The organism is Vibrio lamellibrachiae, from assembly GCF_050337265.1.
Taxonomy (GTDB): domain Bacteria; phylum Pseudomonadota; class Gammaproteobacteria; order Enterobacterales; family Vibrionaceae; genus Vibrio; species Vibrio kyushuensis.
Genome location: NZ_JAKJSU010000019.1, coordinates 37,406 through 62,206, shown reverse-complemented (window position 1 = coordinate 62,206; position 24,801 = coordinate 37,406). Strand labels below are relative to the sequence as shown.

Annotated in this window: 20 protein-coding genes and 1 pseudogene; 10 read left to right on the top strand and 11 right to left on the bottom strand. The window is 41.5% G+C overall.

From position 1 onward, the window contains the following. A pseudogene (locus L4C54_RS23180) lies at positions 1-159 on the top strand (IS3 family transposase); the annotation flags it as partial. A gap of 80 nt (positions 160-239) precedes the next feature. Here L4C54_RS23180 and L4C54_RS23175 read toward each other — a convergent pair. Further along, complete coding sequence (locus L4C54_RS23175; protein WP_428809964.1) at positions 240-2,213, bottom strand: acyltransferase family protein; 1,974 nt, start codon at positions 2,211-2,213, stop codon at positions 240-242. 479 nt (positions 2,214-2,692) lie between these two features. Then, positions 2,693-2,962: an Lpp/OprI family alanine-zipper lipoprotein gene (locus L4C54_RS23170; RefSeq protein WP_428803497.1), complete on the bottom strand. Its 270-nt coding sequence runs from the start codon at positions 2,960-2,962 to the stop codon at positions 2,693-2,695. A gap of 541 nt (positions 2,963-3,503) precedes the next feature. On the opposite strand from L4C54_RS23170, the gene L4C54_RS23165 reads away from it, so the two are divergent. After that, a complete protein-coding gene (locus L4C54_RS23165) occupies positions 3,504-4,835 on the top strand; it encodes a DEAD/DEAH box helicase (protein ID WP_428803494.1) in 1,332 nt (443 codons plus the stop codon). Positions 4,836-4,957: 122 nt separating this feature from the next. Here the strand turns inward: L4C54_RS23165 and L4C54_RS23160 are convergent, their stop codons facing one another. After that, entirely contained in the window at positions 4,958-6,601 is a 1,644-nt protein-coding gene (locus L4C54_RS23160; RefSeq protein WP_428809963.1) for a methyl-accepting chemotaxis protein, read from the bottom strand. Positions 6,602-6,957: 356 nt separating this feature from the next. Here L4C54_RS23160 and L4C54_RS23155 point away from each other — a divergent pair, with 356 nt between their 5' ends. From L4C54_RS23155 to amt, 5 genes are all read left to right on the top strand, one after another. Further along, positions 6,958-7,779, top strand: coding sequence for a phosphate ABC transporter substrate-binding protein (locus L4C54_RS23155; protein ID WP_428803492.1), 822 nt, complete (start codon positions 6,958-6,960; stop codon positions 7,777-7,779). A 102-nt stretch (positions 7,780-7,881) separates the two neighbouring features. Then, a complete protein-coding gene (gene pstC / locus L4C54_RS23150; protein WP_428803491.1) occupies positions 7,882-8,811 on the top strand; it encodes a phosphate ABC transporter permease subunit PstC in 930 nt (309 codons plus the stop codon). A 5-nt stretch (positions 8,812-8,816) separates the two neighbouring features. Further along, positions 8,817-9,680, top strand: coding sequence for a phosphate ABC transporter permease PstA (pstA, locus tag L4C54_RS23145; protein WP_428803490.1), 864 nt, complete (start codon positions 8,817-8,819; stop codon positions 9,678-9,680). Between the two features lie 112 nt (positions 9,681-9,792). After that, complete coding sequence (pstB, locus tag L4C54_RS23140; RefSeq protein WP_428803489.1) at positions 9,793-10,542, top strand: phosphate ABC transporter ATP-binding protein PstB; 750 nt, start codon at positions 9,793-9,795, stop codon at positions 10,540-10,542. Positions 10,543-10,856: 314 nt separating this feature from the next. Further along, positions 10,857-12,998: an ammonium transporter gene (gene amt, locus L4C54_RS23135; protein WP_428809962.1), complete on the top strand. Its 2,142-nt coding sequence runs from the start codon at positions 10,857-10,859 to the stop codon at positions 12,996-12,998. A gap of 74 nt (positions 12,999-13,072) precedes the next feature. Here amt and L4C54_RS23130 read toward each other — a convergent pair whose 3' ends face one another. Beyond that, positions 13,073-14,764: a pseudouridine synthase gene (locus tag L4C54_RS23130; protein ID WP_428809961.1), complete on the bottom strand. Its 1,692-nt coding sequence runs from the start codon at positions 14,762-14,764 to the stop codon at positions 13,073-13,075. A gap of 96 nt (positions 14,765-14,860) precedes the next feature. After that, complete coding sequence (locus tag L4C54_RS23125; RefSeq protein WP_428809960.1) at positions 14,861-15,397, bottom strand: autotransporter; 537 nt, start codon at positions 15,395-15,397, stop codon at positions 14,861-14,863. Positions 15,398-15,582: 185 nt separating this feature from the next. Here L4C54_RS23125 and L4C54_RS23120 point away from each other — a divergent pair, with 185 nt between their 5' ends. After that, a complete protein-coding gene (locus L4C54_RS23120; protein WP_428809959.1) occupies positions 15,583-16,503 on the top strand; it encodes a LysR substrate-binding domain-containing protein in 921 nt (306 codons plus the stop codon). A 132-nt stretch (positions 16,504-16,635) separates the two neighbouring features. Here L4C54_RS23120 and L4C54_RS23115 read toward each other — a convergent pair whose 3' ends face one another. Next, positions 16,636-17,160 (bottom strand): hypothetical protein, encoded by a 525-nt coding sequence (locus L4C54_RS23115; RefSeq protein WP_428809958.1) that lies wholly within the window; start codon positions 17,158-17,160, stop codon positions 16,636-16,638. A 156-nt stretch (positions 17,161-17,316) separates the two neighbouring features. Between L4C54_RS23115 and L4C54_RS23110 the strand changes: the two genes are divergently transcribed. Then, on the top strand, positions 17,317-18,147 hold the full coding sequence (locus L4C54_RS23110; RefSeq protein WP_428809957.1) for a DUF6279 family lipoprotein: 831 nt from the start codon (positions 17,317-17,319) through the stop codon (positions 18,145-18,147). Positions 18,148-18,290: 143 nt separating this feature from the next. Here L4C54_RS23110 and L4C54_RS23105 read toward each other — a convergent pair whose 3' ends face one another. The 5 genes from L4C54_RS23105 to L4C54_RS23085 form a co-directional block, all read right to left on the bottom strand. Beyond that, positions 18,291-19,352, bottom strand: coding sequence for a porin (locus L4C54_RS23105; RefSeq protein ID WP_428809956.1), 1,062 nt, complete (start codon positions 19,350-19,352; stop codon positions 18,291-18,293). 182 nt (positions 19,353-19,534) lie between these two features. Beyond that, complete coding sequence (nanQ, locus tag L4C54_RS23100; protein ID WP_428809955.1) at positions 19,535-20,002, bottom strand: N-acetylneuraminate anomerase; 468 nt, start codon at positions 20,000-20,002, stop codon at positions 19,535-19,537. 59 nt (positions 20,003-20,061) lie between these two features. Next, positions 20,062-21,561 (bottom strand): sodium:solute symporter family protein, encoded by a 1,500-nt coding sequence (locus L4C54_RS23095; RefSeq protein ID WP_428809954.1) that lies wholly within the window; start codon positions 21,559-21,561, stop codon positions 20,062-20,064. Between the two features lie 112 nt (positions 21,562-21,673). Beyond that, positions 21,674-22,564, bottom strand: a complete 891-nt coding sequence (locus L4C54_RS23090) for an N-acetylmannosamine kinase (RefSeq protein ID WP_428809953.1) — start codon at positions 22,562-22,564, stop codon at positions 21,674-21,676. Then, a complete protein-coding gene (locus tag L4C54_RS23085) occupies positions 22,561-23,283 on the bottom strand; it encodes an N-acetylmannosamine-6-phosphate 2-epimerase (protein WP_428809952.1) in 723 nt (240 codons plus the stop codon). The genes L4C54_RS23090 and L4C54_RS23085 overlap by 4 nt, the downstream gene beginning before the upstream one ends. A gap of 250 nt (positions 23,284-23,533) precedes the next feature. Between L4C54_RS23085 and nagA the strand changes: the two genes are divergently transcribed. Then, positions 23,534-24,712, top strand: coding sequence for an N-acetylglucosamine-6-phosphate deacetylase (gene nagA, locus L4C54_RS23080; protein WP_428809951.1), 1,179 nt, complete (start codon positions 23,534-23,536; stop codon positions 24,710-24,712). Positions 24,713-24,801: the final 89 nt, after the last annotated feature.

Sequence of the window (24,801 nt, the reverse complement as noted above, 5' to 3'; positions counted from 1 at the left end):
GGTTATCGTAGCTTTATTGAAGCACAGCAAGAAATTACTCGATACATAATTCAATATTACTGTCAGCTCAGACCCCATCAATATAATGGCGGGCTGACACCTAATGAGTCAGAACGGTTGTTCTGGTTAAACTCTAAGATCGTGGCCAATATTAGTTGACCACTACACAGGTACATTAGTCTTAAGTAGTAATTCCAATTACTCTGACAATAGTAGATTAGCTAAATCATTTGATATGATTATAAGAGATCGTTGTCCAAGAGAAAACTTTGCACATACTTCGCCATATATCGATTCCCCTCATAAGTTGAGTGATTTTTATCATAAAAAACAGGGTCACCATTAACTACGACGCTACAAGTTCGAGCGATATCATCGCATAATGCAGTCTTCATATTGACATATGTAACATTATTTAAGGATGATACTTCTTTTTCAAACATCTTCATTGTTAAAAAGTGCTTTTTAGCTGCCATCTCATAAACTTTGGAGTTTACAGGGATCCCTTCCCTGTATGCTCTATACATCTCTCGAGGAATGTCTGCACCCAAGGACTTGGAGCCAACAATAAAAATTTTGGCGTCTTTGTTTTTTTCTCTAATTTTAGAAACTGAGTGTGAAACGTAGTCGATCGTATACTTATCCCAGAACATAGCTAAAAAAATCACATTGGCATTCTCCAATATATCATGCTGATAATAGCGTTCCCATTCATGAATACACCCTTCCAACGGCACTTTTCCTGATTTAATTGCAGGGGCATGGGTGGAATACTCATCTCGGATCGAAGAGTCAATATAGATGGCACCGCATTTGGCTGCTATACGACTAGACTTTACTTCGTATAAATCGGGAACTTTAAGTATTTCAAGAATGTTCCTAAAGTCACCTGCCTGTGAATCCCCAATTATAAGTATATTCGGTTTTTCATTTGCAAACCCTTTAGAAAACTGCTTGTGTAATTCCCAAGTATATAGACCATATTCCTTAGACTTAGGGTTGATTAAGCTAGCCTTGTATACATCTAGAGGGACTTGATAGGCAAATCCTCCAGAACTAATCAGTACTATCGAGGATAGCAGCGCTATAGCTACTGGTAGAAAAATGGATTTCTTTGATTCAATAAATTGATAACTGGCAAATCCAATTAAAAATGCAGCTAATACGCCCGCAAGCAATATAAATGGAGTAGGAGTATAGAGGTAGTAGAGTATGGACATGATAGGCCAATGCCATAAATATATGGAATATGACCTCGTTCCTAAATAATGAAATGCTCTTGTGGTGGAAAAAAGGCTTTCTTGCCTATTCGCTAGAATAACTAACATTGCACCAACAACAGGAATCATAGTCATAATCCCAGGCCATGGTATCGTTGAATCGATGATAAATAGAGAGAGTGTCATCAATGTTAAGCCAATATACTCAAGGTTTCTTTTCCATTGAATATTTAGATCTTTAGACATGATAAAGGCAACGCCACCTGATAACATTTCCCATGCTCTCATCGGGAGCAAAAAGTAAGATGCATCTGACCAAGTATAAGAGGAATTATTATCCCATAAATGTGATATAAATTCATACCATATAAGCGGTAAGAAATTAGTCGATATGGACGAGAGCTCCGTCCAATATGGTGAAGTGTATTTTAAATCAGCCCATATGTACGATGAGAATACTGTAAACACAAAGCTTAAAGTACATAATGCAATAAGAGCTGGCTTAAGTTGTTTTATCGAGAACACATTTTTTAAAGAAATAAGTAATAAAGGGTATAGTAGGTAGAACTGCCACTCAACTGATAATGACCATGTATGCAAAAGCCATTTATCGCGTGGGCTAGCATCAAAATACCCAGACTCCGACAAATAAACGCTATTGGATATAAATGCGAGGCTACTTGCTACATGCCTCGCAAGGTTATAATACTCTAGTGGAGCTAGAATAAACCACCCCAGCACTAATAAAACTAAAGACAAAAACGCCAAAGCAGGAAGTATTCTTTTTGCTCGATTATAATAAAACCTCAGTAGGCTAAAAGCACTGGAATCAATTCCCTGTAAAATAATACGAGTCATTAAATAACCCGAAATGACAAAGAAAATGTCAACGCCAATAAATCCGCCAGGGAGTATGCTTGGGAAAAAGTGATATATCACGACTGCGACTACTGCAAACGCTCTAAGTGAGTTAATATCGTGCCTGAAAATCATACTGTTTAATTAACTTAAGGGGAATTACCGAAGAGTATATCAAATCCAGTTCAATGACACACAAATCAATGCATGAATTGGTTTATCGGTGGTTGAAATTGCTAAAACAGTAATGACTATTTTGATCTAGAAGAAGCGTGGGAGTCGGTTCGAGCTGTGATTAACAAGCACCAGGTACATTATCCGTTTTTGTAGCGATTAGAGTAAACAAAAGGACCGCATGAAAATCTGTCGAAACTTTATCGTTACTTGCCACATTTAACAATCATAAATCATCACTTTTAAGTTTTAATATCTCATTTGAGCTAGATCACCACGTTCTGATTCTTACTAAGTGAACTAAACCCAGCGAATTACTTTGGTTAGCCTAGCTCCAGTTGAATGTAGTGACAGCATTTATAAAATTAAAGTGGCGACATGAAACTATGTCGCCACTGATTAATATGTTGATAACTAACGACTAATATTGAGCCCTTAAATTACTTAGTGTAAGACTGAGCAATGTTATCAATACGCTCGTTAGCGCGAGCAGACTCTTCTTGAGCGGCCATCACTGCACTTTTCGCTTTTTGAGCTTCAGATTTTAGCATCGCATGTTCACTTTTCAGTGAATTAACATCTTGCTGAAGTTGGCTTACTTGGCTGTTTAGGTCATCCATTTTTGCCATAGTTTCTTCGTCTGGACCTGATGCACAACCAGCAAGTAAAAGTACTGAAGAGGCTGCAGCTGCGATTAACATCTTGTTCATATATGAATTCCTTAAATTGTTCAGTATCAAAGATTCGCCCTATAAATTTATTTAACAATATAGTGACGAAGTAAATTGTAGTAACAATTTAACAGAACTCCTAGTTTAAGAACGTCAAAAAAAGCCAAGAATTTAAGTAATTAGCGTAAAAAAACGGATTTATCTCACATTTAAGAGACATTTTTCTCGGGAATTGTTCGGAAAAAGAGCTGTCAAAGCGAGTTGCCGAAGGTAGGAAGTCCATACTCAAGTTAAGTCGTTGGTCGGCAAGAAACTCTATGGCCATTTTGTGGCTTAATCATTCGAGGAAAGTATCTTCTCTACATTATTTTAAGTCCTGTTTACGCATTTATAGACGTTATCCCGCACTGTATTTTAATCCGCACTGAAATTAATCTTACATCGGGTGATTAATTTTGTGTGATCTCTATCTATACTTGCCTGTTTCACGGTATTATGTCGCGTTTTTGTTTTCCCTTGTGTTTCTAACCTTACGCATTAACACTTATTGGGAGTATATAGTTATTAACTGGAGAGTCCTTTGCACTTTAAAGATTTAGGTTTAGACAATCGCTTATTAAAGAACCTTAGCCACTACGATTTTAGAAAAGCGACTGAAATCCAACAGCAAGCCATTCCTGTGGCTATTGCTGGTAAGGATTTATTGGCGTCGTCGAAAACAGGTTCAGGTAAAACATTAGCGTTTGTGCTTCCAATGCTTCATAAATCACTAAAGAGCAAAGCATTTTCAGCACGTGATCCACGTGGTGTTATCTTAGCCCCAACACGTGAACTTGCTAAGCAGGTTTATGGTGAGCTAAAAACCATGCTGGGTGGCCTTTCTTATGAGGCTACGTTGATCTTAGGTGGTGAAAACTTCAATGATCAGGTGAATGCGCTACGTCGTTACCCTCGATTTATCGTCGCTACACCAGGGCGTCTAGCGGATCACTTAGAACATCGTTCACTCATCTTAGATGGTTTGGATACACTTGTTCTTGATGAAGCTGATCGCATGTTGGATCTAGGCTTTGCACCAGAGTTACGCAAAATTCACAACGCAGCTAAGCACCGTAAACGTCAAACCTTGATGTTCTCAGCAACGCTTGAGCATACCGATGTGAATGAAATCGCTTCTGAAATGCTTGATTCACCAAAACGTATCTCTGTTGGTGTTTCTAACCAAGAGCATAAAGATATCACTCAAAAGTTTTATCTATGTGATCACTTAGATCATAAAGAAGCCATTCTGGAGCGTGTGCTTGAAGAAGCGAAATATCGTCAGGTTATTATATTCACGGCAACACGAGTAGATACTGAACGTTTAACGGCAAAGTTGAATGACCAAAAGCTTAAAGCTGTCGCACTAAGTGGCAGCCTGACTCAGCCTCAACGTAACACCATCATGAGTCAGTTTGAGCGTGCTGTGTTTAAAATACTCGTTACCACTGATGTAGCATCACGTGGACTTGATATTGCTAACGTAACGCACGTGATTAACTTTGATATGCCAAAACATACTGAAGAATATGTTCACCGTGTGGGCCGTACTGGTCGAGCGGGCAGCAAAGGTGATGCAATCTCTTTGGTTGGACCTAAAGATTGGGATAGCTTTAAACGTGTAGAAACCTATCTTCAACAAGATCTTAGCTTCTCAGTATTAGAAGGCTTGAAAGGTAAGTTCAAAGGGTTGAAACCTGCGAAGAAAGATTACCGAGGCGGAAAGCAAGATCCTAAGAAAGCTCGTCCACAAGCGAAGAAAACGCCTAAGAAACCAGTTAAGCGTGACAAGAGCTTCCACAACAATGTTGCAGTCGGTGACACCGTATTTATTCCTAAGAAGAAAGTTGCCCCTAAAGTGGATGACGAATAAAAACGGATGACAAGTAACAAATGGATAAATAGTAACTTGAGTTACTTTTAATCAAATATAAAACCGCCAACTTATGAGTTGGCGGTTTTTGTTTTTACAGAGCATTAATAATACAAGAAGCTTTAAATTTTGAAGTAACCTAACTGATGCCTTTGCTTCTCTGCCAGTTCAGATAGCTCTTGGCTAGCCGCAGCCGACTGGGTAATCCCAATGACATTTTGGCTAACAAGTTCATAGATATTACCTAGATTCGAGTTGATATCAGAGGTGACTTGCCCTTGCTCTTCTGATGCCGTTGCCACTTGAGAGTTGATGGTGGTGAGTTTGGAAATAGATTCACAAATTTCAGTTAATGCGGCACTTACTTGTCCCGACAAAGACTGATTGTTTTTCAGCATCGATAAGCTTGAATTCATACTTTCATTCGCCATACCAGATTGAGTTTGTAGCTCTTCAATGATCGCTTGAATCTCTTTGGTCGAGTCTTGAGTTCTGGCGGCGAGCATTCGTACCTCGTCAGCCACAACGGCAAATCCTCGGCCACTCTCGCCTGCACGTGCTGCTTCTATTGCGGCATTCAATGCCAGTAAATTGGTTTGCTCTGAAATACTTTGTATTACTTCAATCACTTTGCCAATTTGTTCTGATTGATCCTTTAGTGAATTAACCACTTGGGCTGCGTCACTCAACTGATCCGCCATTTTAGCGTTTGCTCGATTACTCTCTTCAAACATGGTTAAGCTAGTGACCGCGAGTTCGTTCGCTTGGTTAGAGGCGGTGTCAGCGATATTGGCATTGGTTGCCACTTCTCTTGATGTGCTCTCTAGCTGGTTAATGGCTGATGCGACTTGTTCTACTTCTTTTTTTTCTTGATCAGAGTTTACCGTTGATTGAGTCATTACAGCTGCGAGCTCAGTGGAAGCAGAAGCCACATCGACGCTAATTCGGACTAACGAATCAACAGTGTAATGAAGCTTAGATACGGTGGAGTTTATATCTTTGGCCAACGCCGTAATTTCGTTGTCTCCTTCTTCACTGGCTTTCACCAACAAGTTGCCACCCGCGACTTCTTTCATTGTTGATTGAAGTTGGAGTATCGGTTTAACAATGACACCGGCAATTAGCCAACAAGCAATAAGACATGAGACAACGAGTACACAGAAGGCGATGAGTGCATTAGTGAGAACTGTGGCGTGCGATTGAGCATTGGTCTCTACGTTTTTAAGAGAAAGCTCATTGAGTGTATTGGATAGCGCAGTAATGGCATTGACCATTTGCTTGCCAAAGTCACGATATTCATCTGCCGCTCGGTTGTATTTTATTTCGAAGTCAGTAGTGAGGTTTTCATTTTTATGTTTGGTATTAAGCAGCGGGATCATTACATGAATCGAGTGGTTAATGTAGTCGTCCATCGCAGTACTTAATGCTTTTGCTTCATTCTCCATCCCTTCAACACTTGCCAGAGAAGACAGCAACACTTGGCTTAATTCTCTTTTCTGCTGTAAAACACTCGGAAGTATCTTTACTTCTTCTGGCTTAAACAAACTGTATATGGCGCTGATCCGCATCGCATAGGTATTGTCTATGATGTCTGTTAACTCATCTTTATGCAGAATTAGCTCTTCGGTTGATAGAGATACCAGACTAAATTCTTTCTCTAGGTTTGAGGTGCTGTAAATGATACCTGTGAGTAAAAGAAACATTGTGAATATGACCGGTACTACTACTTGTAGCTTAATGGATAAGCCGTTAAGTAACTGGCGCATTGAGATCCTCTCGATATTTTAAATGCAAATTATTCTCATTTGCGTAAATGAGTTTGTGATTGTAATAACTTTGACGAATAGATCAATCGTTTCTTTTACTAAGTTATACCTTTTGCGACGAGTTTATATGCAACTAAAGTTGTTGAAATTCATCGGCTTAGTGCCATTGCCTAGCGGTATTAAACTTGCTTGTGGGTGATAAGTGAACAAAACAGTGAGCCTTGGTTGTTTTTGCAGCAAAGTCACTTTTGTCATAGAGGCTTAAATTAACTGAAACACAACTGTCATATTTGAAGCCTAAAGTGAGCATCGTTCGAGTAAAACACAACGGCAATTCGGCCACTTAAGGAAATGTGATGAAAAAGACAGTTATCGGTGCAATCGCACTACTAGGCGCAATGGCAGTAACTACAGTTTCTGCAAAAGAAACAATCTCTGCTGTAGGCTCTAGCAGCGTTACTCCACTGATGGAAGTTTTCTCTGAAACTTACATGAAGGCAAACAATCAAGTATTTATCGAAGTTCAAGGCCCTGGCTCTTCTGCTGGTGTTCGTGCTGCTAAAAATGGTACAGCTGATTTAGGTATGTCTTCTCGTGACCTAAAAGACTCTGAAAAAGAAGCAACGCTAGTTGAAGAAGTTGTTGCTCGTGACGGTATCGCAGTTGTTGTTAACCCTAACAACAAACTTGATGGATTAACGGCTGAGCAAGTAACCGCTATCTATAAAGGCGACATCACTAACTGGAAAGATGTTGGCGGTGCAGACAAGCCAATCGTTGCTATCACTCGTGACACAGCTTCTGGTACTCGTGGTGCATTCGAAGACATCATGAAACTTAAAATGAAAGTTAACGATATTAAAGTATCGGCTATCTCTCAACGTGCTCAAGTTGCTAACGGTAACGGCGCACTTAAAACGATGGTTGCTTCAAACCCATACGCAATCGGCTACATTTCTCTAGGTACTGTTGACGAGTCAGTTAACGCACTTGCAGTAGATGGTACAGAAGCTTCTGTTGATAACGTGAAGAACGGCTCTTACAAAGTAGCTCGACCTTTCCTTGTACTTTACAAGCAAGGCCAACCAACAGCTGAAGCACAAAAATTCCTAGATTGGATGCTTACTGATGAAGCTCAACAGCTAGTTGACAACAAAGGCTACATCTCAGTTAACTAATCGACCCGTAATGAATTAAGTTTGCTCAGCCCGTATTTGGGCTGAGCCTTTTATCCACTTCACCAGTCTTTTTATTACTGGTTGAAGCATGAGATTTTGTATATGACCATCGCAAATAGTGAAAAGCTTATGAATACCCAAGCGACTCAAGTTAATCGGTCTGGCCTTCGCACAAAGAAACGTGTTGATTGGAAAGAACGAATTTTTCACGGTTTATTTTTAACAAGTGCCATTATCGGTATCGTTTCTTTAGCTCTTATTGCTTATTTCATTGTTAAAGAGAGTATCCCTGCATTCCGTGAAGTCGGTGTGTCAGGAATTGTTCTGGGCCAAAATTGGTTACCACCAGCGCTTTACGGCGTTGCGACTATGATTGTTGCTTCTATTGTTTCAACATTAGGCGCAGTTGTAGTTGGTGTACCGATTGGTGTTTTAACCGCGATATTCATTGCTGAGATCGCACCCAAGCGTCTAGCTGATATTATCCGTCCTGCGGTTGAATTGTTGGCGGGCATCCCTTCGGTTGTTTACGGTTTCTTCGGCTTGGTTATCATTGTCCCTTTAATTCAAGACATCTTCCAAGTACCAGCAGGTAACACAATTCTAGCCGGTATCATTGTTCTAGGTGTGATGATTTTACCAACCGTTATAACGGTCTCTGAAACGTCAATTCGCGCAGTACCGAGAACGTATAAAGAAGGCTCGCTAGCATTAGGCGCTTCAAAAATCTTTACCATCTTTAAACTGCTTGTACCGGCGGCTCGCTCAGGAATCATGACAGGTGTGATTTTGGGTATCGGTCGTGCATTAGGCGAAACGATGGCGATTATCATGGTGATGGGTAATGCTCCGGCAATGCCAGAAGGTATTTTAGATTCAGCACGTACACTAACGGCTAACATTGCAATTGAAATGTCCTATGCAAGTGGCATTCACGCCAATGCGTTGTACGCAACAGGTGTCGTTTTATTAGTATTCATCATGATGCTAAATGGTGTTCTTCTTTTCCTTAATCGCGAAAAGGCGAGGTAATGGCAATGAATCAAATTAAATTAAAGCAGTCTCGTCAGTTCAAAGATAATATTCTTAGTGGTTTCGTTTGGGCAGCAGCAGCAGCGACAGTAGGATTTTTATTTTGGATTATTTGGTACATTCTTTCTAATGGCCTACAACACGTAGATTGGGCATTCATCAGTGGCGATTATAGTCGTACGGGCGATTCTCAAGGTATCTTCCCAATGATTATGTCGACATTGTACATGGTCATAGCATCGATTGCCGTTGCTGCCCCACTGGGTATCATGACGGCTATTTACCTAACTGAATACGCCAAGGTAGGCAGTAAATTGGTTAAGGTGATTCGCTTCTGTACTGAGTCTTTAGCTGGTATACCATCGATTATCTTTGGTCTGTTTGGTATGACGTTCTTCGTTGTCATTATGGGCTTCGGTTTCTCGATTCTATCGGGCGCATTAACGCTAAGTATCTTGATACTTCCGGTTATCATCCGTACGACAGAAGAAGCGTTAATGGCGGTACCACAAACGTACAGAGAAGGCTCTTACGCTTTAGGTGCTCCAAAAATTTATACAGTCTGGCGCCTGATTTTGCCAAGCGCAATGCCAGGTATTGTTACTTCGGTTATTCTAAGTATTGGTCGTGTAATTGGTGAATCTGCCCCGGTATTCATGACTGCAGGTATGGTTGCGCGTATTCCTGACTCATTATTAGATTCAGGGCGTACATTAACCGTTCACTTATACAAACTGACGACCGAGCTGTTTACCATTGAAGAATGGAACCAGGCTTATGGCACTGCAACTGTATTGATTGTTGTTGTACTTCTAATCAACACAGTAACCAAATTGATTGCTAGTCGTTTCAACACAGCTACTTACTAACGCATACAAAATTGCATATAGAGTAAGAGATAGATTTGCCCTTTCTTAAGAAGAAAGCCCAAATCACAGTTGAAATAAGATGATAGACCAGACCGAATTTAGAGATAATGTAATGAACAAATTTAATATTGAAAACCTAGACCTGTTTTACGGCGAAAACCAAGCACTGAAATCAATTAATCTACCAATTCCTACTCGTCAGGTGACGGCTTTGATTGGCCCATCTGGCTGTGGTAAATCAACACTGCTTCGCTGTCTAAACCGTATGAATGATCTGATTGAAGGCGTCACTATCAAAGGAAACCTTGATATGGATGGCCAAGATATCTACGGTGATATTGATGTGGCGGATCTTCGTATTCGCGTTGGAATGGTATTCCAAAAACCAAACCCGTTCCCTATGAGCATTTACGAAAATGTTGCATACGGTCTACGAGCTCAAGGCATTAAGGACAAGAAGCATTTAGATGAAGTGGTAGAGCGTTCATTACGCGGTGCAGCACTATGGGATGAAGTGAAAGATCGTCTAAAAGCACACGCTTTTGGTCTATCTGGTGGACAACAACAGCGTCTTTGTATTGCTCGTACCATCGCTATGGCGCCCGATGTTATTTTAATGGATGAGCCGACTTCGGCACTTGATCCAATCGCGACACACAAGATTGAAGAGTTGATGGAAGAGCTTAAGAAAGACTATACCATCGTCATCGTGACGCACTCTATGCAGCAAGCACGCCGGATCTCTGACAGAACAGCGTTTTTCTTAATGGGTGAATTAGTTGAGCACAATGATACTCAGGTTATTTTCAGCGACCCGAAAGATGATCGTACTAAAGGCTATGTAAACGGTGACTTTGGTTAATTACCGACTGATGATTTACGCTCTAATCGAGAGTTTTTGGCTAACCTAGATTTAATTTTTAGCCAAATCTCGATTACAGCGAACCATATTTACTGGTGTAAATATTATAACTATAAGCGATGGAAACTTTGCCCCTCTTTATGAGGGGCTTTTTTATGTCAGCTTCACAATGAGGAAGCAGGAGCGTCATCGCTTTATTTGAGAGGTCATCGAAGGAAATCAAAGCCATTAGATCTGTACTACACTGAAATTTCAACACAGCATAATGTTAATTGTGTCACTTTATTCTTAACTATTAATGTGTGGAAGGATTTGTGAATGTAGACAGTAGCCAAATTGATCTTATGTGGATAATGTTATCGACTGTTGCAGTTTTGTTCATGCAAGCGGGCTTTTGTTGTATAGAAACGGGTTCGGTCCGTAGTAAAAATAGCATTAATGTTTCTGCAAAAAATTTCTGTGATTTCTGTATATCGTCAGCCCTTTTCTTAGTCATCGGTTTTCATCTAATCTATGGCAATAGTAGTACACCTTACTATTTTTTTAGTGGTGTCGATGCCTCCCCCTACTTACTTGCATTTTTCCTATTTCAATTGGTTTTTTGTGGAACCGCCTCGACGATTATGTCTGGAGCGGTCGCTGAGCGTACGACTTTCTTGGGTTATTTAGTCATTGCAGGGTTTATTGCTGGTTTTGTGTATCCTTTATTTGCTAGTTGGGTTTGGGGTGGACATATTAGCGGTGAACTAGGCTTGCTTGAACGCATAGGGTTCGTTGATTTTGCTGGTGCTAGCGTTGTTCACTCCATTGGTGGGTGGTCGTCACTTGCTGCCGTATGTATTATTGGTCCACGAATTGGCCGTTTTGGCAATATCAAAGCACGTATTGAAGGTCATAATGTCCCGTTGGCTACAGTCGGCACCATCATCCTTTGGGTGGGCTGGTTTGGCTTTAATGGAGGCAGTACCCTGGCCTTTAATGATGCCATCCCACAGATATTTTTGAATACGAATATTTCCGCCTGTTTTGGTGCAATAGCACCGTTAATATTTACCTGGCGTAAAAATGAAAAACCCTTTGTCCCCCATGTATTAAATGGGGCATTAACTGGCTTAGTTGCTATTACTGCGTGCTGTAATGTGGTCAATCTTCATCATGCAGTCTTAATAGGATTTATCTCAGGCTGTCTTTATCTTATCAGCGTCAAAATTCTAGAATTAAATAAAATAGACGACGTTGTGAATGCAGTGCCTGTTCATGGGGTGGGAGGCGCTTGGGGAACGTTATGTGTGGCTTTATTTGGTGATCCCACACTTATCGCGAACGACTTAGGGTTCTATCAACAATTAGGCGTTCAGGCACTCGGTATTTTGGTCTGTTTCTGTTGGGCGTTTGGCGCTACCTATCTATTTTTATTGGCTGTCAAAAGAGTCATTCCTCTAAGAGTAACAGCGGAGAGTGAACTACAAGGATTAAACGCTTCTGAACACAATGCGACGACCGAGGTCGTTGAGCTATTAACGTCGATGGTTGCTCAAGAAAAAACGGGAAATTTCGCTGAACGAGTATACGAAGAACCACATACGGAGGTGGGACAAATAGCGAAAGAGTACAATCGAGTCTTACATGCTGCCAATCAAGAAATGAAGAATAGACAAGCGGCTAATCAACAATTAACTGAATCACTAGAGAAACTCAAAGAGCTTCAATCTGATTTGGTTGAGGCAGAGAAAATGGCTTCATTAGGAGAGTTGGTTGCTGGTATCGCACACGAAATCAATACACCATTGGGTATCGGTGTTACCGCGAGCTCTTTTTTGCAAAGTGAAGTCAACGATCTCGAAGAACTATACAAGAAACGAAAGTTAAAAGAATCGGACGTTGAAGCTTTTTTAGCTGCGGCGGAACAAGGGACTGCCATTATTTCTCTCAATTTACAGCGAGTGGCAAACTTGGTGAAAACGTTTAAAAAAGTATCAGTTATCAATTCGGTCGATGCCCATGAAAAATTTGAGCTAAAAGAATACATTCAGCATGTGATCTATGAGCTTCGAATGAACCATGACACTGGAAATCATAGTTTTACTTTTTCTGGTGATGAGGTTTCAATTTATACTGATCCTAATGTGATAAAACAGATTTTCCATTCGTTCTATATGAATTCACTTCTTCATGGTTTTATATCTAGTCAATCAGGGGAAGTCTCGATTACAGTTAAATGCCTAGATAAAGACGTTGAACTTACATATGAAGACAATGGTGCTGGTATTTCATCAGAAGATTTGGTTAAAGTTTTCAACCCTTTCTTCACCACCAAACGAGGTCAGGGTGGGGGGGGGCTAGGCTTACACATTGTTTATAACTTGGTGACGCAAGTCTTGATGGGAACAATCAAGTGTGAAAGTTCCCCGGGTAGAGGGACATCTTTTACTATCCTATTTCCTCGGTATCTATAATGCTCGATCCAACCTATTTTTGATTGAATAAATAGGTTGGGTGGTTGGTGGTCTATTGAGGTGATGAGCGACGATTAAAAGTCAGCGTCAACTTGAAAGTGCATTGGCTCTTTAGAGTAAGGGTGCTCAAAGCTAAGCGATTCAGCATGAAGGTGAAGGCGATTAGCTTTAGTGCCGTATAGGCCGTCTCCAACAATGGGCATGTTTAAACCTTGATGATGAGCGCAGTGGACTCTTAGTTGGTGAGTACGTCCTGTTTTAGGGTAAAGGTAAACCTTAGAACAGCCGTTTGTAACTTCGATTAGATCCCAATGTGTTTCCGCTGATTTACCATGCTCAAAACAGACTAATTGACGCGGTCTGTCGTATAGATCCCCTCGCAAAGGAAGTGATACATCACCTTCAGATTCGGCAAGCTTACCGTCAATTAGTGCGACATAACGTTTTTTGACGGTTCGAGTAATAAACTGTTTTTGCAGACTTTTATTCGCGCGGCGAGTTAAAGCAAACACCAGTAACCCTGACGTGGCCATATCAAGACGGTGGAGAACAAATGGGCCTTCCACATCATTAAATTGGTCGCTCAATCGTGTGAAGGCTGAGTCGCTGATGTTTTTCCCCGGTACTGAGAGAAAGTCTGCCGGTTTGTTAACGACAACAATGGCATCATCTTGATAAACAATCTCAAGTTCCTTTCCTTCTGCCGGATTTTCCAATAGTGGATTATCATCAAGCTCAATACCTTCAAGCATGTGAGTTAATATAGGTAAGCACTTACTTTGGCACGAAGGGTAGTATTTCTTATGTTGGCGAATCTCTGACTTTGGAGATACTCCCCACCAAAACTCAGCTAAACAGATGGGGGTAAATTGATGCTGAAACGCATATTGAAGTAACTTTGGTGCTGCACATTCACCTGAGCCAGCTGGTGGAATAGGCGTCGTTGTTGCTTCAAAAATATCGTTTAGTGATTTCTCTATGCCCGCTTGATTTAGAAATTGGTATTGCTCAAATAATTTGTGCTGTAAAGCGTTGGACATAGCTTTACGTTGTTCAAGCATTGAACTTACTTCATCGGTTAACTGAGCAAGCTGCGATTGGATCTCGGAGAGGACCTCACTCTGTTGAACTTTTAGCTGCTTTAGGTGCTTTTTTTCGGCAACACTTTCTCGGCTAAGCTGTATCAGAGCTTGTTTCTGCTGCTCATCCGTATCATCAAGTAGAGTACGTTGTTGTTTTCTCTGTGCGCGAGCTTCAATCGTAGCCAGCCGATGGTTCTCAATTTTTTGCTCAAAGTCGGCAGATGCTGTCTCTAACGTTTGTTCTAATTCGGCAATTTTAGGGTTTGATTGACGCTGCTTGATGTTGTCATTAATTATCGTTATTTCAGCTAACTCACCGCGAAAAAAACTGTCGCTACTCAACATATCAAAAACGGGCGGTACAAAACCGGGAAGTAAGTTTTGATCGGCAATTTTCCCTGAAAAGGCGCTTAGATAACCAAGTTCTCCTTGCTGATTTTTGACAACAAGTACCCCAAACATCTTTCCGGTGCCCGTATTGGCGCCAGTGTCTAGACCAAAATCATGTACCCAATCAGTTTGTGTCTCTAACTTTGTTTGAAGAGCTTTCGCTGCCAATTCACTTAAAGGGTGAGGTTGATAGTAAAAAGGGAAGGTAAAGCGCTCTGGTAAAGCAACTTCTTCTATTGAATCAATAAACGGAGTAAAACAGAGTTCTGAGCAAGGTATTGTTGAGTCGGGCATAAATAAACCAAAACAAGCGCTGAATTGAAGTGAGGGCTGATTTTACTCCTCTGCTCACGAAATACTAGCGATGAATGTTGCCAAAGTCCTGTGAACTTAAAAGTTGTATACAGCCATGATACGCACTGTTGTTTCGTCTAGTTCCTCACCATTTTGATTGAGTGGGGGCATCTCGGTTTTATAAACGTCTGAAATAATACCAACTCGGCCAATATCAACTTTTAACCCAACGGTTGGAGAAAGGTGATCGTTTCTTGCTTCTAATAGAACTTCATGTGTTGTAGGGTCGGTTTGATGAATAGAAATACTGTTGTAGTTAAGCCCAATTCTTGGCGTAATAGCGACAGTAGGATTCAGTGAAAACTCGTAACCGATCGCTGTGTGTAATCCCCATGCTGTTACTTCTGTTGGATAGATGGAAGCAAAATTGGATGAATATGAATCACTGAGTGTAGAGCTTCCACCAAACGACCAGTTCAGATTAGGAGCAATTTCCGCACCTAATTCAACTGTTAATACTTCTATATCTTCAATAAAGCTCATACCACCAGCCACGAACGGTGCCTTTTCATAAGCATTTACTTTTAGGCTAATTAATGACGCTATTAACAGTGTTAGGTAGGGCTTTTTCATGGCTATTGCACTTGACGAAAAACATAAGTCATCATCGTATGGGAATTTTAAATTCCTTATTGATATTGATCAATCTCACACTTGAGCCCGTATATTTCGTATAACAAACGATTTTCTCGCCTTATGGCTACTAGGCGAGTAACTTAGCGTTGTATATGGATGTTTAAATTTTGCAGAGGTGATGCTTGAAAAATACCATCGACCTGAATTTGTATCGTTTTTTGGATCTTCTTTACGAGCAAAAATCACAGGTGAAAGTGTGTCACACACTGGGCGTTAGCCGAGCGACTTTTAATCGGCATTTATCTGATTGCCGAGACCTTTTTGGCAATGAGCTATTTTTGGCGACCAAAGGTATCTACGAACCGACGCTGTTCGCAAACCAGCTAATTGGGATTATCAAAGAGCCTTTAGAGCAACTAGAGCAGGCGCAGCAGGTGTCTTTAAGCTTTGAAGGTGATAGCGCTGATATTGAATATGTATTTTATGTCGCGAATCCGCTGAGCTCATTACTCACCGTTCCCTTACTTCAAGGGTTAACTCATGATACATATCAGCCTAAGATCTCATTTGTAGACTGGTCTTTAGAAGGCGTTGAGTTCCCAAGAAGTGGTAGTTTATCTGTGGGAATCTCAGGCTATCCCAATGATTTGAACGAACGTTTGGTTGAGAGAAAAGTCGGTACACTTTCATTGTATGTCTACCTTTCAGATAACCACCCTATGGCGGATAACGAAACCATTGACCTATCGGTATTAAGTGACGTCGATACTGTTCGCGTCTCTATGGGGTCGCTGGATGATAATTCTTATTATGGAAGAATGCATCGCCGAACGGGGGTTCAGCTGAATCAAAAACTGACCGTTGCGTCAGTTCATGCTGCCCTTGAGTGTGTTCAAGTCAGTGCTTATGCATTTATCTGTTTTAATTTAGACAGTAACGCGATCCCTGAGGGGGTTAAACAGATACCTTTGATGTTGAATGGCGATGCCATGACGTTTGATATTGGGATGCAGTTTCACCGAGCTTGTTATCAGCACCCTGTGATTAACAATTTAGAGAAGATGATTTCCAAACACTTATTCTCCATTGAAGGTACTAAATAGGGTGAATCAGTTTTGTGCCCACCAATAAAAAATGGCTTTCGAATATTCGAAAGCCATTGTGCAAACATTTAAGTTAATAGACTCAGCACAGGAAAAGGGAAAAACACTACTATATGGACATTACTTGAAGCCTTAGAAGTTAAAGCTTGCGGTTACTCGAACCACGTCTTCGTCAAATTCAACATTGTTTCCGTCATAGTTATAGTTATCAGATAGTTTGCCGTAATCTACCGACAGGCCAAGCATACGCCAGTTTACAGTACCGCCTACCGATGCGTAGACGTTATCCAAGTTGAAGTCATTATGCTGTGCATCATTAAACTTCACATCTGCGTTTAAGTAGTTGATGCCGACTTTTGGGATGATATCAAACTCACCAATTTCAAATTTGTAACCAACGTTCGCGTGCAGGCCCCATGCATCTTGCTCATTTGGCTCTGGTAACCCATCGATAGTATCAGTACCGATAGAAAAGCCGCCGCCAGTGACGATGTTATTACTAAGCTCGTGACTATAGCCAAAAGTCGCTAGCGTTTGATCGCCAACAAAAGTCGCACCAGCTTCGATAGACTTGTTGCGATCATTGGCTAGGGCATTGGTTGATAAGCAAAGCCCAACTATTGTTAGGGGCAGTGAGTAACGTACGTATTTGTTCATCAAAGTGTCTCGTTAGGGTTATAAACACGGTTACAATACGTTGATATGACTCTAAAAAATGAATGTGACAAGGCTCAAAATTGAGCACAGTTTAGTGGAACTTTTCGGTTTGCTATATTGTAATGAAAACTGAGGTTTTCAATAAGGAGAGCATCGATGCGTAGAGCGTTCATTGTGTTAGTTTGCATACTGTTAATCAGTTGCGGGACCAAGTTTGCCTATCGCAATATAGATTGGTTTATTCTTCAATATGTAGATGATTTTGTTGATCTAACCAGTGAGCAAGACGACATATTATCTCTCCAAATTGACCAGCTTAGTAATTGGCATCGAGCCGAAGAACTCCCACTGTATGTTGATCACCTCGATTCTCTACTATCGATAACAGCTGACAGCGTAACTCAAGAAGGTATCGCATTTCATTTTAAGCAGATTGAACTTCATTCCGAGCGTTTATTGAGACGTGTATCACCAGATCTGTATGCATTGACTCAAACATTGACCGATGATCAAGTAGAACAGCTCCTAATGAGTATTTCAGAGCGACATCAAGAGTACAGGGACAAGTATGAAGATCTATCCGAAGAGGATATTCATCAACGCTATCAAGAGCGCATTGGCGACAGGGTTGAAACATGGCTAGGACGCTTAAGTAAGGAACAAGAGGGCATTGTTGAACGTTGGGGAAATGGTTTTATGATATCGGCGTATGAGTGGATGGATTACCAGACAACCATGCATGATAAATGGCAATCAGTGCTTCATCGACGTGAAGAACTCAGTTACTTTCAGCCTAATTTTCAACGTTTGTTATTCGAATCTGATGCGTATTTTACGCCACAGCTCGTAGATATGATTGAGCACAATCGCTCTGTCAGTGAAAAACATATTGTAGAGATTGCTCAAAGCATGAGTGATAAACAGTGGAAGCACTTTCGAAAAGAAGTGAATAAATGGAAAGATATTGCATTAGATTTACAAGAGTAAAAGTATAGCTTTTTAAAAAAAGCCCTCGGCCTTTTCCCGTATAGAGAAAGGGCCGGGGGCTTTGTGATCATATGTACCGTGAGCCTCGGACTTCATTACTTAGACTGGACAAACTCTTTAAGCACGGTAAACAGTGGTGCTCATTACCATTCGTAGCGCAGGCTCGTTGTGATAACAGAACCTTTCTTACCAGAAACACTTGCGCCTGTTGATGAAATATTAGATTTCCCACCCTTATTATCAGTGTAGTTTAGGAAAATCGAAGAGCGGTTTGTTAGACGGTATTGAACTTCGGTTTGGATTGCGTCTTCAATCACATCATCCGTGCTTGTTGACTCATCGAGCTCTAGGTAACGGTAACCTGCACGAACTACCCACTTGCCAAAATCGTACGCAGCGCGAAGGTCGTAACCCGTGGTATCGGCGTTGTTACCGCTGTTTGATAGACCCATCGACTCTTGGCTGTAAGAAGCACCAAGGTAAAGGTTACCCAAGAAGTACTGTGACCCTAAGCCCCAAGTTTGGTAATCTTCGACGTCTGCTGCTTTATCATCCGCTTTAGTGTATTGGAACATAGCTGCAGGTTTCAGTATGCCCGCATCGCCCATATCAAGGGTATAGCGAGCAGCGGCGTTGTAGCCTATGTCAACATTACTGTTGGTGATGAGCGCTGCAGAAAGTGCTAGGTCACCAATCTCATTACGGTATTGAAAAGTACCGTTTTGACGGAAAATAAGTGCTGCACTCGAATCAACTTCGCCTGCGTGGTAGCCCGCTACTGGATCACCACCCGTTGAGAAGATATCACCAATGTCTGAAAACATGGTTACGCCAGAAACCACACGACCGGTTTCAATTCGGCCCATTTCATTCATATCAATACCAGCCCAGACGTAACGAGCTTTCCAATCGACATTGTCGTTCTCATCGTTTTGAACCAGTTGGTATTGCATTTGGCCCATAAGAGTAAAATCATCATTGATTGTTTGGCGTCCATTAAAGCCCATACGCGCGCTTACCGAGCCATTCAGTTTGCTATCGCCATCGGCAGCAGGGTTGCTGTCTTTATCATAATATTTAAAATCACCTTGTACACGGCCGTACATGTTCAATACTGAACCGTCATCAGCCTGGTAGATTTGCGCAGCATTTGTTGCAAACGGAAGAAGTACCACAGGTGCTAAAGCTAAGATTATCTTTTTCATTTTTATTATTACCAGTTTGTAGGGTATATCCATACGTCATTATGCAAAACAGTCCCTATTTGCATTTTTGGATATCAAAACCCCCACCTTTATTTCAAAGTGTTTAGTGAAGGTTGATATTGGGTGCTGAGTAGGCTGCGCTTACCGATAAAAGAAAGGTTATGTGGCGGCCTACATCAAAATTAAATCAGGTCTATATGGACCTTAACGACCACTTTTTTTATTGCAGTGGGGGACTCAACGAAACAACCCGGTTTGTGCGGTTCACCAGGGAAAAATACGGCAAACATATTCGGTTGAAGAGTGATTTGATTAACATTTTCCATGCTGCTAACTAAGAAGAAGTCATTCGTTTTATCGTACTCTGTGGCGGCGGGGTTATTAGGTGATTCGATGCAGTATTGAATCACTTCTTCACCACTAATTAAGCACTGAACATCAATGTAGTCTTTATGAACTTCGGCTTGCTTAGTATTCGAAAGCCCTGTTTCAAAAGCCATGACGTTAGCAAACATCATGTCACCTTCAATATCGTGTCGGCCGTTGGGAAGCGCTGCTAGGTTGGTACTATTTAAGAACGAGAGCGCCTGTAAGATAGCTTTTGGTAGGCACTGGTTAACTTGCTGATGTTGAATGTGACCATAAATCATAATTGGAACTCCAAACAATTTTTGGGTTAAGCGCTGATGTTTCAACGCCTAATTGATATCTACGCTTTAGAAATTGAACCGACGGTCAGTAAATCTTTAGTGCTATCGTCGATCGAACTCTTAAATAGTGGCGCTGTTAGCGTGCCGACAATCACGACCATAATGGTTCCAATTACACCGTAGAAGAAGAAATTCAGGTCAGTGAACGAACGAGCGGCGAGAACCACTGCGATGCTGGAAATAACACCAAGTAAGGCACTGGTTGCGTTGGCACGTCGAATGAATATGCCCAGCATGAATAGACCTGTCATTGGGCCACCCATTAAGCCAAGTAAGCTATTAAACGCGTCCCAAATTTCGCTCTCGTTGGACAGTATCAGGTAGGTAGAGGCAACGACCCCCAGAACACCTGCGATAACCGTCAGTAAGCGTCCAACCTTAAGCTTCTGCTCTGAAGATGGGTTGTCACTGATTTTTTCGTAGATATCGGAAGTAAAGCAAGCGGCAATACTGTTTAGGCTGCTCGAAATACTTGATTGAGATGCTGCGAAAATAGCGGCAATGATCAAACCTGCAATACCTGCTGGCATTTGCGAAATAACATAGAAAGGTAAGATGCCACCTGTATTAAAATCTGCTGGGAGTTCAAGTGGGTTCTGGCTATAGTAAGCGTACAAACCCGCACCGACAGCGAAGAAGAATACGGGTACACAAGCGACTAGTTTGGCGTTAGTGATCAGTGCTTTCTTCGTCTCTTCGATGTTATCCGTCACGATGTAACGTTGTACAACATCTTGGCTTGCGGTGAACTGCTGAAGCGTCGCAAAGAAGAAGCCAATCATTAAGACTGGGATGGTGCTTTCAGTCCAGCTCCAACGGAATTGTTCGGCTGGGAAGTATTTGTTTTCTCGCGCTGACATGCTAAAGATTTCACCGATACCGCCATCGACGTTAAAGCAGATCACGATGAAGATAAGGATGGCCGCAGCGGAGAGCATAATTCCTTGGATAACGTCTGTCCAAATAACGCCTTCGATGCCACCTAAGAAGGTATAAATGATACAAAGTACACCGATTAAGAATACGATGGTCAGTGGACTCATATCAATAAACGGCATGAGAGCAAGCGCGGTTAAATAGGTAACGATTGCGATTCGGCCTATATGGAACAGCATAAAAGAGATACTGCCAAATAGACGCATCTTCACATCAAAGCGACGTTCTAAATATTCGTAAACTGAGGTTAAATTTAACTTTCTAAAGAAAGGAATATAGAACCAGAATACGATGGGTAGAATCGCTATTGCAATGTATTGGCCAATTAAGAATGTCCAGTCATCTGTGTATGCTTTGGCCGGAATTGACATAAAGGTAATAGAGCTCAGTGTGGTTGCGAAAACACTGAAACCAGCGGCCCATCCGGGGATACGGCCGCCAGCTTTAAAATAATCATCCGCTGATTTTTGGCGTTTAGCGAAGTAAACACCAACTCCCATAATCGCACCTAGGTAAACTATTAAGGCAACATAATTGAGTGTGCCAAATGAACTTGTTTCCATAGGGGGTAGACCTTTTTCTGTAGGGTTAAATTATGGTTATTGAAGGCACATCAGTGCCCACTGTTTTATTAAGTGTTGTTATTATTTATTAAGATGTGTGGAGAAATAGATTCTATAAATCAGTCTGTTGAAAAAAATGTTCTGCCCAAGATGCGACACCAATAAGACCTGCGTTTGCACCACTGTGAGCATGAATGACTTCTATTTGATAGGCTGGTGGAAGCTGTTTTAGATAATGTTGAACAAGTGACAGGAATTTGGGAGCCAAGCCGACACTACCTCCGAGGCAAATCACTTGTAGATCAAGTGAGATCTTCAAGTCAGCAACGAGATTCGCAATGGTTTTAGCGGCATTTTCAACGATATCTTTTGCATGGCTATCTCCATCAAGGTACTGCGTGAAAACCATCTCTCCAGTACACTCGTCACCAAAATAAGGTTGTCCCGCTTTACCGATTGCGGTTCCTGAGGCGATACTTTCAACACAACCTTGTCGTCCGCAGCCACACATTGGGCCATTAGGATCTGCCAATGTATGCCCAGCATGACCTGCAATACCATGTAGGCCTGTAACCAGTTCTTCATTGATAACAAAGCCCGCGCCAACACCTGTCGAAACGGTGATAAACCCCATCGAGCTAGGCATTGATTCAAGTAGTTGATATTCTGCCCATGCTGCCGCCTGAGCATCATTAATAACCATGACAGGTCTATGGCAGAGGTGTTCAAACACTTCTGCGATTGGATACTGGTTTAGTCCGCCTAGGTTGTTTGGGTTAAGTGCGGTTAAGATACCTTCGTCAATGATGCCAGTTGAAGCCACAGCGAGATAATCAGCTTGCTCGTATAAAGGAGTAACAAGTTCACGAAGCGCTCTTGTTAACTCATCAGGATTATCAGATGAAGGCGTTGCTAATTGCTTGAGCTTTAAAATCTGACCTGACTGAATTAAAGCCGCAGCGATTTTTGTTCCACCAATATCGACAGCTAGACAGGTTTTCATGCAATTGCCTCCATATTTTCGGGTATAGTGTCATCTGTTTTTGCATTACGTACAGCATTATCAAACCATTGGCAGATATGTTCAACGCGTGTTATCGCAGAACCAACCGTTACACAAGAGGCGCCAGCCTTGATCGCTGCGCCCGCCAACTCCGGTGAATTGAAACGACCTTCCGCCATGACAAAGCAACCTTGTTCAGCTAAGCGAGTGATGAAAGGAAAGTCAGGCTCTGTGGGTACTGACCCTGAAACGTAACCAGACATTGTCGTACCGATGATTTCTACATCGAGTTTAAAAGCGGCCATTCCTTCATCATAGTTAGAGCAGTCGGCCATTACCAAACAGCCTAGCTCATGAATTTTATCAACCAGCGTCGTTACTTCAGTCGGTCTTGCACGGTTAGTCGCATCAATGGCAATGATGTCAGCGCCTGCTTCTTTCAGAGCAATTACGTCTTCAATGAAAGGAGTAATACGAACATCTGAATCAATAAGATCGCGCTTAATAATGCCGATAATCGGTACAGAGACTAACGGGCGTACGGCTTTAAGGTTTTCAACACCTTCAATTCTGAGTCCTGAAGCCCCTCCTGCAATGCTGGCTGCTGCCATTGCTGCAACAATTGAAGGTTTATCCATAGGGCCACCATCAACAGGTTGGCATGAAGACACAAATCCGTGTGCTAGTTTATCGAGAAGTGGAAAATTGTTCTTATTCATGTGAGTTAAACTCCGTAAACTACATCTAGCAACTTAGTATTGCTCCATTATTTTGTTTTCGGAGTATAACTTCAAACTGTTTTGATTAAAATGGCGATCCTGCTCTCACTTTATTGTTAGTAATAATCGAGACTCTAACCAGATTAGGCAGAAGCTATTAAAGCGATTGGTGAATTCAGCTTGCTCATAAAAATAAACTATGAGAAATTGTATGGAGTATAACTTCAAATAATAAAATTAAGGTGTCAGCATGGAAATAGGCTCCCAAAGTACAGCTCAACGAAAGAACATCCTTCGCTATGCGATAGAGAATGCCAGTCTCTTCCAAAATGGTCAGAGGCTAGATAATCAGGTTATCGTGATTGAGGGCGATACGATCGTCGCTATCGGTGATAGACAAACATTCGACTCTCTTCCCAATGACCTTATTGATGCCGAACACCAACTGGTTAGCCCCGGGTTTATTGACCTTCAACTGAATGGTTGTGGTGGCGTGTTGTTTAATACTGATATTTCACTTGAAACTTTAAATATCATGAATGCTACCAATGTGCAGTATGGTACAACGCAGTATCTACCTACTTTGATTACCAGCCAGGCCGATCATATGAGACAAGCGATTGATCTAATGGCTGAGTTGGATTCAGCCGATCAGCAGGGAGTGCTTGGGCTGCATTTAGAGGGCCCATTTATTAGTGTAGAGCGTAAAGGTGCGCACCAAGAAAAGTATATTCGAGAGCTCGATATGAAAACGGCTCAGTACTTATCTGATCATCAACAATACATTAAGGTCTTAACTGTTGCTCCTGAGAATGTGGATCAAACGGTACTTGATCTTCTAACTGAATCGTCGATAACTGTTTCAATGGGTCACACTAATGCGAGCTATGAGCAGATTTCAGAGAAAACTGGGATTGGTATGGCGACACATTTATACAATGCGATGTCACCGCTAACCAATAGAGAGCCCGGAGCGGTAGGTTATGTATTTAATCAAAAACCGTATGCAGGGATTATTGCTGATGGGATTCATGTTGATTACACGTCACTGAAAATTGCCCGTGAATTGCTTGGTGAGAAATTATTTTTAGTGACGGATGCTGTAGCACCAGCAGGTACTGACTTAACTCAATTTGATATGGCAGGTTTGCAGGCTTATGTGACCGAAGGTAAGTGTCATTACAAGGATGGGACGATTGCTGGCGCAGCTATAACCATGAGCCAAAGTATTCGCAACCTAGTTAAACATGCGGATGTGCCCATATCTGAAGCGCTAAATATGGCGTCTCTTTATCCTGCTAAATCTATTGGTGTTGATGACCAGTATGGAAAGCTAGAAAAAGGGTATAAAGCGAATCTGGTTTTTCTAGATGATGAGCTAAATGTGAAAACGACTATTCAAATGGGTAAGCAAGTTTATCAAAATTAGACTCGACATTATTGGCCATTAGAATCTTTGTATAAGCTAGAAGCTTTGAAAAATAAAAGCTCAGACATAAAAGAAAAAGCCAGTTAAAT

Coding starts and splice junctions, on each gene's coding strand:
- L4C54_RS23175 (WP_428809964.1), bottom strand. CDS start 2,213: ATGATTTTCAGGCACGATATTAACTCACTTAGAGCGTTTGCAGTAGTC.
- L4C54_RS23170 (WP_428803497.1), bottom strand. CDS start 2,962: ATGAACAAGATGTTAATCGCAGCTGCAGCCTCTTCAGTACTTTTACTT.
- L4C54_RS23160 (WP_428809963.1), bottom strand. CDS start 6,601: ATGCGCCAGTTACTTAACGGCTTATCCATTAAGCTACAAGTAGTAGTA.
- L4C54_RS23155 (WP_428803492.1), top strand. CDS start 6,958: ATGAAAAAGACAGTTATCGGTGCAATCGCACTACTAGGCGCAATGGCA.
- pstC (WP_428803491.1), top strand. CDS start 7,882: ATGACCATCGCAAATAGTGAAAAGCTTATGAATACCCAAGCGACTCAA.
- pstA (WP_428803490.1), top strand. CDS start 8,817: ATGAATCAAATTAAATTAAAGCAGTCTCGTCAGTTCAAAGATAATATT.
- pstB (WP_428803489.1), top strand. CDS start 9,793: ATGAACAAATTTAATATTGAAAACCTAGACCTGTTTTACGGCGAAAAC.
- L4C54_RS23130 (WP_428809961.1), bottom strand. CDS start 14,764: ATGCCCGACTCAACAATACCTTGCTCAGAACTCTGTTTTACTCCGTTT.
- L4C54_RS23125 (WP_428809960.1), bottom strand. CDS start 15,397: ATGAAAAAGCCCTACCTAACACTGTTAATAGCGTCATTAATTAGCCTA.
- L4C54_RS23115 (WP_428809958.1), bottom strand. CDS start 17,160: ATGAACAAATACGTACGTTACTCACTGCCCCTAACAATAGTTGGGCTT.
- L4C54_RS23110 (WP_428809957.1), top strand. CDS start 17,317: ATGCGTAGAGCGTTCATTGTGTTAGTTTGCATACTGTTAATCAGTTGC.
- L4C54_RS23105 (WP_428809956.1), bottom strand. CDS start 19,352: ATGAAAAAGATAATCTTAGCTTTAGCACCTGTGGTACTTCTTCCGTTT.
- nanQ (WP_428809955.1), bottom strand. CDS start 20,002: ATGATTTATGGTCACATTCAACATCAGCAAGTTAACCAGTGCCTACCA.
- L4C54_RS23095 (WP_428809954.1), bottom strand. CDS start 21,561: ATGGAAACAAGTTCATTTGGCACACTCAATTATGTTGCCTTAATAGTT.
- L4C54_RS23090 (WP_428809953.1), bottom strand. CDS start 22,564: ATGAAAACCTGTCTAGCTGTCGATATTGGTGGAACAAAAATCGCTGCG.
- L4C54_RS23085 (WP_428809952.1), bottom strand. CDS start 23,283: ATGAATAAGAACAATTTTCCACTTCTCGATAAACTAGCACACGGATTT.
- nagA (WP_428809951.1), top strand. CDS start 23,534: ATGGAAATAGGCTCCCAAAGTACAGCTCAACGAAAGAACATCCTTCGC.